The organism is Devosia sp. P3_B2, from assembly GCF_056402875.1.
Window position 1 is genome coordinate 137,727 of record NZ_JBFUGO010000006.1, and the last position, 12,808, is coordinate 150,534.

At 65.8% G+C, this 12,808-nt stretch carries 14 protein-coding genes and 1 riboswitch; of the genes, 9 read left to right on the forward strand and 5 right to left on the reverse strand.

Going from position 1 to position 12,808, the window contains the following annotated elements; all coding sequences use genetic code 11:
- Nucleotides 1–11 precede the first annotated feature (11 nt).
- Nucleotides 12–440, reverse strand: a complete 429-nt coding sequence (locus AC1DV8_RS10890) for a BA14K family protein (RefSeq protein WP_477151182.1) — start codon at nt 438–440, stop codon at nt 12–14.
- A gap of 119 nt (nt 441–559) precedes the next feature.
- Nucleotides 560–642: riboswitch (ZMP/ZTP riboswitch) on the forward strand.
- A gap of 138 nt (nt 643–780) precedes the next feature.
- Between AC1DV8_RS10890 and glyA the strand changes: the two genes are divergently transcribed.
- The 4 genes from glyA to AC1DV8_RS10910 all read left to right on the forward strand — a co-directional run bounded on the left by glyA (nt 781) and on the right by AC1DV8_RS10910 (nt 4,545).
- Nucleotides 781–2,085 carry a serine hydroxymethyltransferase gene (gene glyA, locus AC1DV8_RS10895; protein WP_477151181.1) on the forward strand — a complete coding sequence of 435 codons (1,305 nt, stop codon included), beginning with the start codon at nt 781–783 and terminating at the stop codon, nt 2,083–2,085.
- 171 nt (nt 2,086–2,256) lie between these two features.
- The gene (nrdR, locus tag AC1DV8_RS10900; protein WP_477157482.1) at nt 2,257–2,739 is read left to right on the forward strand and encodes a transcriptional regulator NrdR; all 483 of its coding nucleotides are present in this window, start codon (nt 2,257–2,259) and stop codon (nt 2,737–2,739) included.
- 84 nt (nt 2,740–2,823) lie between these two features.
- Nucleotides 2,824–3,318 carry a transcription antitermination factor NusB gene (gene nusB, locus AC1DV8_RS10905; protein WP_477151179.1) on the forward strand — a complete coding sequence of 165 codons (495 nt, stop codon included), beginning with the start codon at nt 2,824–2,826 and terminating at the stop codon, nt 3,316–3,318.
- A gap of 6 nt (nt 3,319–3,324) precedes the next feature.
- Nucleotides 3,325–4,545 carry an MFS transporter gene (locus AC1DV8_RS10910; protein WP_477157483.1) on the forward strand — a complete coding sequence of 407 codons (1,221 nt, stop codon included), beginning with the start codon at nt 3,325–3,327 and terminating at the stop codon, nt 4,543–4,545.
- Between the two features lie 25 nt (nt 4,546–4,570).
- On the opposite strand, the gene AC1DV8_RS10915 is transcribed toward AC1DV8_RS10910, so the two are convergent.
- Nucleotides 4,571–5,020, reverse strand: a complete 450-nt coding sequence (locus AC1DV8_RS10915; protein WP_477151177.1) for an outer membrane protein assembly factor BamE — start codon at nt 5,018–5,020, stop codon at nt 4,571–4,573.
- A gap of 160 nt (nt 5,021–5,180) precedes the next feature.
- Between AC1DV8_RS10915 and AC1DV8_RS10920 the strand changes: the two genes are divergently transcribed.
- The 5 genes from AC1DV8_RS10920 (at nt 5,181) to AC1DV8_RS10940 (ending at nt 10,191) form a co-directional block, all read left to right on the forward strand.
- The gene (locus AC1DV8_RS10920; protein ID WP_477157484.1) at nt 5,181–5,708 is read left to right on the forward strand and encodes a ubiquinol-cytochrome C chaperone family protein; all 528 of its coding nucleotides are present in this window, start codon (nt 5,181–5,183) and stop codon (nt 5,706–5,708) included.
- Nucleotides 5,705–6,259, forward strand: a complete 555-nt coding sequence (locus AC1DV8_RS10925) for a YceD family protein (RefSeq protein WP_477151175.1) — start codon at nt 5,705–5,707, stop codon at nt 6,257–6,259. The genes AC1DV8_RS10920 and AC1DV8_RS10925 overlap by 4 nt, the downstream gene beginning before the upstream one ends.
- A 92-nt stretch (nt 6,260–6,351) precedes the next feature.
- Complete coding sequence (plsX, locus tag AC1DV8_RS10930; protein ID WP_477151174.1) at nt 6,352–7,434, forward strand: phosphate acyltransferase PlsX; 1,083 nt, start codon at nt 6,352–6,354, stop codon at nt 7,432–7,434.
- Nucleotides 7,431–8,399, forward strand: coding sequence for a beta-ketoacyl-ACP synthase III (locus AC1DV8_RS10935; protein ID WP_477157485.1), 969 nt, complete (start codon nt 7,431–7,433; stop codon nt 8,397–8,399). Before plsX ends, AC1DV8_RS10935 begins: the two co-directional genes overlap by 4 nt.
- Before the next feature lie 118 nt (nt 8,400–8,517).
- Nucleotides 8,518–10,191, forward strand: a complete 1,674-nt coding sequence (locus AC1DV8_RS10940) for a hypothetical protein (RefSeq protein WP_477157486.1) — start codon at nt 8,518–8,520, stop codon at nt 10,189–10,191.
- Here AC1DV8_RS10940 and AC1DV8_RS10945 read toward each other — a convergent pair.
- The 3 genes from AC1DV8_RS10945 to AC1DV8_RS10955 are packed head-to-tail and all read right to left on the reverse strand — an operon-like array spanning nt 10,188 to nt 12,710.
- Nucleotides 10,188–11,120: a hypothetical protein gene (locus AC1DV8_RS10945; protein WP_477157487.1), complete on the reverse strand. Its 933-nt coding sequence runs from the start codon at nt 11,118–11,120 to the stop codon at nt 10,188–10,190. The two genes, AC1DV8_RS10940 and AC1DV8_RS10945, sit on opposite strands and share 4 nt — an antisense overlap.
- Nucleotides 11,113–11,742, reverse strand: a complete 630-nt coding sequence (locus AC1DV8_RS10950; RefSeq protein ID WP_477157488.1) for a class I SAM-dependent methyltransferase — start codon at nt 11,740–11,742, stop codon at nt 11,113–11,115. Before AC1DV8_RS10950 ends, AC1DV8_RS10945 begins: the two co-directional genes overlap by 8 nt.
- Nucleotides 11,739–12,710, reverse strand: a complete 972-nt coding sequence (locus AC1DV8_RS10955) for a glycosyltransferase family 2 protein (RefSeq protein ID WP_477157489.1) — start codon at nt 12,708–12,710, stop codon at nt 11,739–11,741. The genes AC1DV8_RS10950 and AC1DV8_RS10955 overlap by 4 nt, the downstream gene beginning before the upstream one ends.
- Nucleotides 12,711–12,808 lie beyond the last annotated feature (98 nt).

Here is a 12,808-nt window from a genome sequence, read left to right on the forward strand (position 1 = left end):
CCCCGCCTGCATCAGAGGTTGCAGCGGTGATAGTCGCCGTCATAGCCGAGGAACATGTCGGTCTCGGCGTTGTACGAGCGGTACTGCGCCTCGCAGGCCGCGACATGGTCGTCGAAGTCGTCGTCGTAACGATCGACGTTGCGGTTCATGCTGCCGACGATCGCGGCGCCCACGGCGAAGCCGAAGATGCCGGCGCCTATCGAGCCGAGATGGGGCCGGTTCCACAGATACCAGTTGTGGTAGTCGTTCTTGCCCCAGCGGTTGTGGTTACGGCGCCAGTCGTCGCAGCCACGCCAGTTCGGGTGCTCAAGACAGCGTTCGGAAACGTAGCGCTGCTGCTGCCCGATGCTGATGTTGACGGAAGCCGCGCTGGCCGGCGCCGGGATCATCATGAGGCCGGCAAGACCAGTGGCGACGATGGCGGAAGCGAGGTTCTTCATGTGAGACTCCTAGTCTTCTTGTTGTGCTGACGCTGCCTCCAAACGCGCCTCGGGGCTCATAGTTGCTCGGGGGCCCGGCGCGAGGGGCTTTCATCGATCGGCCAACTCTGCGATAAGAAGCAGGTTCGCGCGACTGGCGAGATCAGATGGGGCACCATCGGGGAACGCGAACTTCAAGCTGCCGCTCGCCTGGGCAACCCGTAGAAACATCATGGGAGCCCGCATGAACCCGAGAACCCGCACTCTTTGCCAAGCTGTCGCCAGCTTGGAATCGCCGCTGCCCGCGTGCTACACGCACGCCAGCAAAAACCCCCATTCCTTGTGCCCCGGGAGACGCTAAATGAGCGCCGCCACATCCCTTCCGCTCTTTCCTCGTTTCTTCACCAACACGCTCAGCGAAACCGATCCCGAGATCGCCGAAGCCATCAAGCTGGAGCTTGGCCGTCAGCAGCACGAAATCGAGCTGATCGCGTCCGAGAACATCGTGTCCAGGGCCGTGCTCGAGGCCCAGGGCTCGATCATGACCAACAAGTACGCCGAGGGTTACCCGGGCAAGCGCTACTACGGCGGCTGCCAGTACGTGGACATCGCCGAGAACCTGGCGATCGAGCGTGCCAAGCAACTGTTCGGCGCTAATTTCGCCAACGTGCAGCCCAACTCCGGCTCGCAGATGAACCAGGCCGTATTCCTGGCGCTGCTCGAGCCCGGCGACACCTTCATGGGCCTCGACCTCAACTCGGGCGGTCACCTGACGCACGGCTCGCCGGTCAACATGAGCGGCAAGTGGTTCAAGGTCGTGTCGTACGGCGTCCGCAAGGACGACCATCTGCTCGACATGGATGAGGTGGCGCGCCTCGCCCGCGAGAACAAGCCCAAGCTGATCCTTGCCGGCGGCACGGCCTATTCCCGCGTCTGGGACTGGGCCCGCTTCCGCGAGATCGCCGACGAAGTCGGCGCCTACCTGATGGTCGACATGGCCCATATCGCCGGCCTCGTCGCCGGCGGCGTGCACCCCTCGCCCGTGCCGCATGCGCATGTGACGACCACCACGACGCACAAGTCGCTCCGCGGCCCGCGCGGCGGCATGATCCTCTCCAACGACGAGGCGATCGCCAAGAAGATCAACTCGGCGGTGTTCCCGGGCCTGCAGGGCGGGCCGCTGATGCACGTCATCGCCGCCAAGGCCGTCGCCTTCAAGGAAGCGCTGCAGCCCGAGTTCAAGGCCTATGCCCGCCAGGTTGTCGCCAACGCCCGCGCGCTGGCCGCGACGCTGATCGAGAACGGTCTCGACGTGGTCTCGGGCGGCACCGACAACCACCTGATGCTGGTCGATCTTCGCAAGAAGAACGCCACCGGCAAGCGGGCGGAAGCTGGCCTCGGCCGCGCCTACATCACCTGCAACAAGAACGGCATCCCGTTCGATCCGGAAAAGCCCTTTGTGACCTCGGGCATTCGTCTCGGCACGCCGGCGGGCACCACCCGCGGCTTTGGCGAAGCCGAGTTCCGCGAGATCGGCAAGCTGATCGTCGAGGTGCTGGATGGGTTGCGCGAAGCCAATTCCGACGAGGGTAACGCTGCCGTCGAGGCGGCGGTGCGCGACAAGGTCGTGGCGCTGACGTCGCGCTTTCCTGTCTACGCCGACTGAGATGACGGGGCGCCACCCCTTATCCGGCGCTTCGCGCCACCTTCTCCCCGACGGGGAGAAGAACAGGGCGCCGACCGCGCAGGCTGGTTTCCTCTCCCCGTCGGGGAGAGGGCGGACCGGCGAAGCCGGGACGGGTGAGGGGCGCTGGCCCGAGACTGAAGAGGTACGCTGATGCGCTGTCCCTATTGCGGAAATGACGACACGCAGGTCAAGGACAGCCGGCCGACCGAGGATTCCAACGCCATTCGCCGTCGCAGGATCTGCAATGCCTGCGGCGGCCGCTTCACCACCTTCGAGCGCGTGCAGCTGCGCGAGCTGCTGGTGGTCAAGAAGTCCGGCCGCAAGGTGCCGTTCGATCGCGACAAGCTCGCGCGCTCGGTCAACACCGCGCTGCGCAAGCGCGATGTCGAGCCGGAGCGGGTAGAGCGGATGATCTCCGGGGTGGTTCGGCAGCTCGAAAGCCTCGGCGATGCCGAGATCAGCTCCGACCAGATCGGCGAGTTCGTGATGGAGGGGCTGAAGGGCCTCGACGACGTGGCATTCGTGCGGTTCGCCTCGGTCTACAAGAACTTCTCCGCCGCCGACGATTTCCGCTCGTTTCTCACCGAACTCGGCAATGACGAGCGTCACAAGCCCAACCACGACGACGATTGAGATTGCGGTTCTGCCGCCTAGTGGCTAAGCCAAAGGGCAGAACATTGCGCGTCTCACCGCGTACAACGAAATGACTTTCTAGATATGGCCCAGCCTAAGCCACGTGATCCTTCGACTCCTCGCACCGCCAACCAGCGCGGCGCGGCGCGGCTGGCCGCCGTCCAGGCCCTCTACCAGATGGATGTCGGTCGCCAGACGCTCGAGGATACCCTGAGCCAGTTCAGCACCGTGCATCTCGGTCGCGAGATCGAGGGCGAGGATTACCTGCCGGCAGATGCCGACTTCTTCCGCCAGATCGTCACCGGTGTGATCAAGGGCCAGCTGCAGATAGATCCCGCCGTCGACGATGCGCTGGTCGACAGCTGGCCGATGGGCCGCATCGATGCGACGCTTCGCGCCATCCTGCGTGCCGCGGCGTTCGAGCTGCTGAAGCGCAAGGACATCCCGTCGCGGGTGGTGATCACCGAGTATGTCGACGTCGCCAAGGCCTTCTATGAGGACGACGCGCCCAAGATGGTCAATGCCGTGCTCGACGAGGTGGCCCGCAAGGCCGGCCGCGACAGCGAGCAGGCCAGGTAGGGCGCGATGGACGAGCGCGCCAAACAGACGACTGGCACGCCTCTTCGCAATATCGGTCTGCTTGCCACGGCGCAGGCCATCGTCGGCTCAAATCAGGCAGTGCTGGGAGCGGTCGCGTCGTTGACGGCGATCGCCATGATCGAGAACAAGTCGCTTTCGACGGTGCCCGTGACTTTCATGATCATCGGCACCGCGCTGGCCACTGGGCCGTCGGCCTATATCATCCACTCCTGGGGCCGCCGGCAGGGCTTCATGCTCGGCGCCGCGCTGGCCATCCCCGGCGCGCTGCTTGCGGCGCTGGCCGCGTGGCTCGGCAACTTCTGGCTGTTCACCGTGGCCTTGGGGCTGCTCGGCGTCACCTCGGCTTTCGCCAATCAATACCGGTTCGCCGCGGCTGACAGCGTGCCCATGGCCCTGAAGGCGCGGGCGATTTCCTGGGTGCTGGCAGGTGGCGTCATTTCGGGATTCCTCGGGCCCTGGCTCAGCATCCTGACCAAGGACCTGATCCCCGGAGCGACCTTTGTCGGCACCTATGTTGCGATGGCGGTGTTGGCGTTGATCGCGGTCGCGGTGCTGGCTCTCACCCGGCTCGCGCCCACTGCGGCGCAAGCGGCGATCAAGAAATCCGGCAGGTCGTTCAAGGCCTTGCTGAGCAGCGTCGACATTCTCGTGCCGATGCTCGGCGCCTCGGCCAGCTTCGCGCTGATGGTCATGGTGATGGTCGCGGCGCCGCTGGCCATGGTCTATGTCTGCGGGCACACCACGGAGGAGGCGGCGTTCGCCATCCAGTGGCACATCGTCGCAATGTTCGCGCCCAGCTTCATCACCGGCTCGGTGATCAACCGCATCGGCGCGCACCTCACGGCGGCGCTGGGACTGCTGCTGATCCTCGCGTCGGCGATCGTCAACCTCACCGGAATCTCGGTGGCGCACTTCGTGATTTCGCTTGTGCTGCTGGGGGTTGGCTGGAACTTCGGATTCATCGCCTCAACCGCGCTGCTGTCCACGGCCTATCGGCCCGAAGAGGCGGCGCGGGTGCAGGGGCTGAACGAGCAGGTGGTGTTCGGCGTGATGGCGCTGGCGTCGATCGCCTCAGGCCTGCTGTTGCAGCTGATCGGCTGGCAGTCGATCAACATCCTGGTGATTCCGCTTGCCGCGGCAGCAATCCTGGCGCTGGCATGGAGCAGCATGCGCCCCAGGAATGCCCCGGGGCTGCCATCGGCATGAACGCCGTCTGAAGCCATTCTGAACGTCAGATCGACGAGATGATCGACTCGAGGAACGTGCGGTCCTGGCCGTAGGACGGAGTGCGGCGGCTCTCGATCGAGAACGACTTGCCGTCCTTGACGCCCAGCCGCTCGGTATCGACCACCTTGTTCTTCTTGTCGAAGTAGACGACCAGCAGGGTGCGCTCCTTGCTGAGCTCCATTCCGAAGGCCGTCTGCTGCACCTTTTCGCCCAGGTAGTACCAGGCGGTTTCGGTGGCGAAGGAGTTGGTGACCTGCGGCGAGCCGAGCACGGCGGTGACCAGCGCGGCGCTCTGGCCAACGCGAATCTGCGCCACGGCATCTTCGGAGATTTCGTAGCCGCGGGCCCGCGACTGGGTCAGGCTCATGCCGCTGCTGCAGGCCTCAAGCGACAGGCTGAGGAGCAGCACGGCGGTAATCGGGAGGAGGCGGTTAGTGACGGTGCGCAAAGGCATCAATTTGACTTTCCCGATCGCTGTCTACTATTAGCACGGCCTTGGCCGAGCGGGCACTGTGTAGCTGTCAAAGGCGCCCGCTGGCAAGCTAGGTTGCATCCTTGCCCGAACCCTTCCACACCGGCAGCACCTTGTCCCGCAAAACCGCGGAGCGCGACTGATGATATTGAACTTGTTCAGGAAAAACCCGGCCACGGACGCTGTTTATGCGATCTATACAGCTATTGTGGCGCAATCCCGGCAACCGGTGTTCTACGCCGAGTGGGGTATTCCGGACACGGTGACCGGCCGTTTCGACATGATCTCGCTGCACCTGTCGCTGCTGTTCCGGCGGCTGCGCGTCGAAAAGCAGGCCGGGGCGGAGTTCAGCCAGGCGCTGTTCGACTTGTTTTTCAAGGACATGGACCGTTCGCTGCGCGAGATGGGGGCAGGCGACATGGCCGTGCCCAAGAAGGTGCGGAAGATGAGCGAGCTCTTCTATGGCCTGATGACCAGCCTCAATGAGGCGATGGATCGCGACGACCGGCCGGGCGTCGAGGCCGTGCTGCGTCGCAACGTCTATGGCGAGGCCGACTCGAGCCATGCCGCCGCATTGGCGGGTTACCTCTTTACCCAGTACGACAAGCTGGCCGGGCAGCCGCTCGGCGATATCGCCGGCGGGCGCCTCGAACTGGCGGCTGCAGCATGAGCGGGGAGCTGAAGCAGGTGCGGATACCGGATGCCAGCATCCGCCTCGATTCGATGCCGACCGCCGGGCGCGACCTGGTGCTGTCGGTGGGGGCGGCCGACCGGCTGGCGATTGCCGACCAGCTGGGCATCACCGCCGTGGAAAAGCTCGACGTGAGGCTGCATGCCGTGCGCTTCAAGGGCGGCATCCGGGTGACCGGGCGGCTGATCGGCACCACGGTGCAACCGAGCGTGGTGTCGCTGGAGCCCGTGACGCAGGAGATCTCCGAGCCGATCGAGCGGGTGTTCCTGCCCGGCGGCGAGAAGGAGTACGCCGTCGCCGCCGATGCGGAAATCTTCGTCGACCTTGAAGGCGAGGACGTGCCGGACCATTTCGAGGGCAACGAAGCCGACCTTTCGGCGCTGATCATCGAAACCCTGGCCCTGGCCATGGATTCCTACCCGCGCTTGCCCGGTGAAACCCTGGGCGCGTTGGGCGATGATGGCGACATGGGAAGCGACTTGCCTTTCGCCGGCCTCAAAATCCTCAAGACTCCCGAGGACAAGGGGTAGGGTCCGGTTGCGTCCGGGTGATATCTTGCTTGGGGTAAGCGTTTGAGTATGTTGAAACCCGTCTCCGCTAGGGGACGCTGGACCAGGCGGCGATGAGCGACTCCATCCGTATCTCGGTTGACGCCATGGGCGGCGACAAAGGCCCGCGCGTGGCGGTCGAAGGCGCGCGCCTGTTCTGGCGCGAGCGCAAGAACACCAACTTCATCTTCCATGGCCGCGAGGCCGACCTGAAGCCGCTGCTCGACGAGTTTCCGGACCTCAAGAAGGTCTCGAAGATCGTCCATGCCGAGAACGTCATCTCGATGGACGAGAAGCCGTCGCAGGCCCTGCGCAAGGGCCGCGGCACATCCTCGATGTGGGCGGCGATCCAGTCGGTGAAGGACGGCGAGGCCGACGTCGCGATCTCCGGCGGCAATACCGGTGCGCTGATGGCGATGGCGACGTTCTGCCTGCGGCCCATCGAAGGCATTTCGCGTCCGGCAATCGCAGCGCTGTGGCCCACGCTGCGCACCGACATCATCGTGCTCGATGTCGGCGCCACGGTGGGCGGCGACGCCAAGCAGTTGACCGACTTCTCGATTCTCGGCGCGGCATTGGCTCGCGCGCTGTTCGACCAGGAGCTGCCGACGGTCGGCCTGCTCAATGTGGGCACCGAGGAAATGAAGGGCCACGACGAGGTGAAGGAAGCGGCGCGCATCCTCCAGGCGGCGAGCGGCGAGGGCTTCATCTATCACGGCTTCGTCGAGGGCGATGACATCGGCAAGGGCACTGTCGACGTGGTGGTGACCGAGGGCTTTGCCGGCAATATCGCGCTGAAGACGGCCGAGGGCACCGCCCGGCAGGTGGGCACCTATATCCGCGAGGCGCTGAAAGCCGATATCGTCTCGATGCTCGGCGCAGCCATTGCCGGGCAGGCGCTACAGGCGCTCAAGCGCAAGCTCGACCCCCGCAACATCAACGGCGGCGTGTTCCTCGGCCTCAATGGCGTCGTCATCAAGTCGCATGGCGGTACCGACGAGATCGGTTTCAAAGGCGCGCTGAGCCTTGCCTACGAAATGGCGCGCAGCCGTGTCATGGACAAGATTGGCGAAGGCATGCGCCGCTTCCCCACACTCAACGTGGCGCCCCAGGCAGAGGCGGCGCCCGCTCCCGAACCCGAGGCCAAACCCGCGTGACCGACAAGAAATCCATCATCCGCAGTGTTGGCGCTTACCTGCCGGCGCGTGTGGTGACCAATGACGAGCTGGCAAAGACCGTCGACACGTCCGACGAGTGGATCGTGCAGCGCACCGGCATCCGGCAGCGCCACATCGCGGCGGAAGGCGAGAACACCTCCGACCTCGCCGCGGCCGCCGGCCGCAAGGCACTGGAGAATGCCGGACTCACGATCGACGACATCGACCTGATCGTCGTCGCGACGACGACGCCGGACATGACCTTCCCGGCAACGGCTGCGGTGGTGCAGCAGAAGCTCGGCATGCACCATGGTGCGGCGTTCGACATCCAGGCGGTGTGCTCGGGCTTCGTCTACGCGGTGGCGACGGCCGACTCGTACCTCAAGAACGGGCTATCGAAGCGCACGCTGGTGATCGGCGCCGAAACCGCCTCGCGCATCCTCGACTGGAACGACCGCACCACCTGCGTGCTGTTCGGCGACGGGGCAGGGGCGGCGGTGATGGAGATCAGCAAGGGCGGCGAGGAGCGCGGCGTGCTGGCGACGTCGCTCCGCTCCGACGGACACTTCTGGAACAAGCTCTATACCGATGGCGGCCCGAGCTCGACGCAGTCGATGGGTCACGTCCGCATGGAGGGCAAGGAAGTCTTCAAGCACGCCGTCGGCATGATCACCGACGTGGTCTACAAGGTGCTCGAGGATACCGGCCACACCATCGACGATCTCGACTGGTTCGTGCCGCACCAGGCCAACAAGCGCATAATCGACGGCGCCGGCGTGAAGCTCGGCCTGCCGCCGGAAAAGGTGGTGGTGACCGTCGACCGCCACGCCAACACCTCCGCCGCCTCGGTGCCGCTGGCGCTGAACACGGCCGTCGCCGACGGCCGCATCAAGCGCGGCGACCTGGTGATGATCGAGGCCATGGGCGGCGGCTTCACCTGGGGCGCCTCGCTGATCCGCTGGTAGGCGGCTTAGCTTAGAAATACCCTTGGAACGGTGGCCGGAAACGGCCGCCGCTATTGCTGCGCCTTCCGGCCGGCGACATCCTGCACGCGATCACCGAATCTCACATCAGGTCGTGGCCGTGCAGCAGGTTGAACGCGAAGGCGTAGCGGACGCGACCGGGATCGACAGCCAGCTGTTGGTGCTGCTCGCGACAGTGGCCGTTTTCGCGATCTATGCCTGGTCGACCTGGGTCGGCACACTACCGCGGATCGCCTGGGACGAACTCGGTTTCATCGCACAGGCGCAACGGCTCGCTGGGGCGCCCGTGACCATCAACATGGGAACAGCGCCTTACTATCACGCCGGCTACTCGCTGTTGCTGGTGCCGGTGCTGTGGTTCACCCATGATCCGCTCGTGGCCTACAAGGGCTTCATGCTGGTCAACGCGGGGCTCGCGGCGCTGCTGGTGCCGCTGCTGGTCAGCATTGGCGCGGCATTCGGCTTCAAGCGGTCGCCGGCAATGGTGCTGGCGGCGGCCATTGTCGCGCTCTGGCCATCCAGCTTTTTCGTCTCCCACTACGCCTGGTCCGAGGCTCTGTTCCGGCTGGTATTCGTCCTGCAGGTCTGGTCGCTGACGAGGCTCGCGCTGAATCCACGGGCGCGATGGGCGCTATTGTTCGCCGCCACCGGCGCGGCGCTCTACGCGGTTCACCCCAAGGCGCTGCTGATCCTGCTGCTGACCCCGATTGTGCTGATCGCGCTGCGCGCGATGCGAACGGTCGACACGCGCGCCCTCGTCGCAGCGCTGGTGCTCTTCGTCGTTCTTGTGGCCGGCGAGATGGCTGCAATGGACTACCTGCACGCTGCGCTGTGGGGTGATGGAGCCTATTCGGCGGAACAAACGCTCATGGGCCGGTTGCTGCGGCCGGATGCTCTGCTTACCGGCCTGACCGTGATGCTTGGACAGTTCTGGTACCAGTTGGCGGCAAGCCTCGGCCTCGCCGGGTTGGGTCTGTGGTTCGCGGGCCGCCAGGCGTTGACACCCGGCGCTCCGACGCTCCGGCTGGTGGCGGGTTACGTGGTTGCGGCGGTACTTGCGGTTGCAGCCGCTTCAGTCGTGCAGATGCTGGAGCCGACGCGCGTCGATCACATCGCCTACGGGCGGTACATCGACAGCGCTTCGGTCGTGCTGATCTGGCTGGGCCTGTGCTGGCTCGTGCCGGGCGAGCGGAGCAGGGAGCAGCGGCTGGTTGGCATAGTCGGGGTCGTAGTGATCGTGGCGGCCGGCTGGCTGCTGGCGGTGCTGCCGTTGATGGCCGAGCTTGAGCCGGCGCATCCGGAGGCTGTCGCCGGAGTGGGCTGGCTCGCCGGGGTGGAGTCGACGCCGCTGCGCTTTTTCGGGGCAAGCTCGATATTCCTCGCCGTGCCTGCGGCGCTGCTGCTGCTTGCCGGCCGGATCGGCCGGATGATCGTGCTCGTGCTGTTCATCGGCCTCGCCGGAGCGGCGATCCATTGGCACGAGCTGCAGCATGCCGAGGTGCAGCTACTGTTTCTCAACGCCGATGTCGACGCGGTGCATAAGACGCAACTGGCGCCGCTGTACTGGTCGGAGGCGGTGCGCGACCAGTCGCCGTGGTCCTACTCGCTGCAGTACGCGCTCGATGCACCCTTCCTCGACATGGACGGGCCGCTGCCGGCCAAGGCCGGGTTGATCTCAATCGACCCGGCTTCGGACGGTCTCGCGTGCGCAGCGCGCCTGCCGCGGGGACTATACCTGTTGGCCAATCCGCCTGATGTGGGAACGGGCTGCTAGGGCTTCCGTCTCATAGCGAAGCCGATAAGGGCCAGCAGCACATCGCCGAATGTGGTGATCAACCGGTGGCCGAGCGCGATGGCGGTAGCGCCGGGGATACCGGCGGCGGTCAGGCCGGCGATCAGCACGGCGTCGCGCACGCCAAGGCCGCCTGGGGCGCCGGGGACGAGGAAGCCGATCAGCCAGGCGGCGGCGGTGATGCCGATGATCTGCGGCGAGGCCGCGCCGGGGCCGCCAAGGCTCCAGGCCAGCGCTAGCGCGAGGCCGCCGCTGCCGAGCATGAACAGCAGGTAGAGGCCGAATGCCAGTACGCCGCGACCGACGATACGGCCGGCGAGGCGCTGGACGTTGAGTCGTCGGGCAACGGCGGCGAAGAGCACGGTCACCACACCGGTGCATCCGATGACGATGGCGGGCAGCAGCCAGGCTTCGAGGCCGTGGAGACGCAGCTGATCGAGCAGCAGGGGCAGGGCAAGGAGCGACGCGATCACTCCACCAGCAGCCGAAAGCAGTGCCAGTTCGACGAGCTGGGCGATGCCGAGTGCGGTGTGGGAGGCACCGGCGGCGCGGGCCTCGACATAGCGGCCGACCATGTGGAGAACGTTACTCGGCAGGTACTTGTAGACCTGGGTGCGCGCGTAGATGGCCAGCGCCGGCAGGAGCGCGATGGCGGGGCGATCGATGGCCGCCAGCATGCCGTGCCATCCGAACGCGAGGATGAGCAGCAGCAGCGCGTAGGCGCCGCTGCCGCCGGCGATCGTCGCGAGGAACGTCGGTGAGGTGACATCGGCGCTGAGCTGGCCGAACGAGCGCTGGACGGCGAAGACCACGAACACCAGCGCGGCCAGCGTCACCGCAATGCCGGCTGCCTTGTGCCAGGGGCGGAGGCGCGAGGGCCTCGCGACGGTGTCTGGCTTCAGCTCATCCACTGCGGCACAGAATCATGGTCCAGGGCAGCGGGCGGCGGATCTCGACGATCTCAAAGCTCTGGGCGATCAGCGAGATGAAGGCCGACGAGGACCAGTGCTGGATGTGTCCTGGGGTGTTGCCAAGCTCGGCGATGTATTTGCCGCGCATCACGTTCAGCACGCGCCAGATCGGCTCGCGCGGCACGCTGACCAGCAGGTACGGGGCCGCGATCCTGTGTAGGGATGCAAGGGCGCGGGCGGTGTCGGGGATGTGTTCGAGCACCTCGCAGCAGATCGCGAGCGGGGCACTCTGCTCCGCCGTTAGGTCGTACAGTGAGCGAACCTCGAATGCAGCAGGTAGTGCGCGCTCGGCGCATTGCGCGTTGGCCTCGGCGACGCTGCTCGCCTCGAGGTCGGAGCCGTGCACGGTCCAGCCGCGATCGGCAAGCCGCATGCTGAGATTGCCCTCACCGCAGCCAACCTCATAGGCAGTGGTGGCGCCTGTCTTCGCCGTGAGCTCATCGAAGGCGGCGAGGAAGCCATCCATCAGCAGGCGCGCGACCGGGTTCCTGGTGTTGTACTTGTCATAGTGGTTGCCCGGGACGTTGACGTAGTCGTGCCCCACGTCGGTCGGCCCGCTCATGGGGCGTGCTCCCGGGATGGCGCGGTTCGCTGCAGTTCGGCCCGCAACTGCCGCTCGCGGATTTCCTCGAGCAGCCGCCGGTTGGTTGCGATGAGATCGGCGAGGATGCCGCCCACCGCGAGGATGCCCGACACCGCGAGGAGCCCCGCGCCGAGCACCAGTGACTGGATGTTGCCCGCGCCTTCGCCGATGGCGAAGTGGTAGAGGAAACGCACGAAGACGATGACAGCGGGCAGGGCGACGATGATCGCAAGGCCGAGGAAGAAGCGCAGCGGTTTGTAGAGCACGAAGATGCGGACCACCGTCAGGATCGACCTCGCCACGTAGCCACCGATGCTGCGGACCAGCCGCGAGGGGCGCAGGTCGCCGTTGACGCCCACCGGAACGGACGCGATGGCGATGCCGTTGCGGCCGGCCTGGATGATGGTCTCGAGCGTATAGGTATAGGAGTTGAACACGTTCATTCGCACCGCCGCATCGCGGTGAATGGCGCGGAAGCCGCTTGGCGCATCGGCGACCACCGTGCCGCTGGCCTGCTTCACCACCCACGAGCCGAGCCGCTGCAGCAGCTTCTTGATCGGCGAGAAATGCGCGATCTGCTCGATCGGTCGGGCGCCGACGACGATCAGCGCCTTGCGCGCGAGAATCGGCGCCACCAGATCGGGAATCGAGCGGGCGTCGTACTGGTTGTCGGCGTCGGTATTGACGATCACGTCGGCGCCAAGCCGGAGGCTGGCTTCGATGCCGGCCATGAATGCACGAGCCAGACCCTGGTTGGTCGGCAGCGATACGATGTGGTCGACGCCGTTCGCCCGCGCCACCTCGACCGTACGGTCGGTGGAGCCGTCATCGATCACCAGCCATTCGACGCGCTCGAATCCTGCCACGCTGCGCGGCAGGTCGGCGAGCGTGATCGCGAGGGTGGCTTCCTCGTTGAGGCACGGAATCTGGATGATCAGCTTTGGCAAGTTGGATCCGACGGTCGCGAGGGTCCACGACGTGTGGCGCCGGACCAAAACTCTCCACCAGAAGTCCGAATTCGCGGTTAACTCGGAGGGCGGGGCCG

Bases quoted from the DNA above. Each gene is read 5' to 3' on its own strand.
- AC1DV8_RS10890 (WP_477151182.1), bottom strand. From the start codon at position 440: ATGAAGAACCTCGCTTCCGCCATCGTCGCCACTGGTCTTGCCGGCCTC.
- glyA (WP_477151181.1), top strand. From the start codon at position 781: ATGAGCGCCGCCACATCCCTTCCGCTCTTTCCTCGTTTCTTCACCAAC.
- nrdR (WP_477157482.1), top strand. From the start codon at position 2,257: ATGCGCTGTCCCTATTGCGGAAATGACGACACGCAGGTCAAGGACAGC.
- nusB (WP_477151179.1), top strand. From the start codon at position 2,824: ATGGCCCAGCCTAAGCCACGTGATCCTTCGACTCCTCGCACCGCCAAC.
- AC1DV8_RS10910 (WP_477157483.1), top strand. From the start codon at position 3,325: ATGGACGAGCGCGCCAAACAGACGACTGGCACGCCTCTTCGCAATATC.
- AC1DV8_RS10915 (WP_477151177.1), bottom strand. From the start codon at position 5,020: ATGCCTTTGCGCACCGTCACTAACCGCCTCCTCCCGATTACCGCCGTG.
- AC1DV8_RS10920 (WP_477157484.1), top strand. From the start codon at position 5,181: ATGATATTGAACTTGTTCAGGAAAAACCCGGCCACGGACGCTGTTTAT.
- AC1DV8_RS10925 (WP_477151175.1), top strand. From the start codon at position 5,705: ATGAGCGGGGAGCTGAAGCAGGTGCGGATACCGGATGCCAGCATCCGC.
- plsX (WP_477151174.1), top strand. From the start codon at position 6,352: ATGAGCGACTCCATCCGTATCTCGGTTGACGCCATGGGCGGCGACAAA.
- AC1DV8_RS10950 (WP_477157488.1), bottom strand. From the start codon at position 11,742: ATGAGCGGGCCGACCGACGTGGGGCACGACTACGTCAACGTCCCGGGC.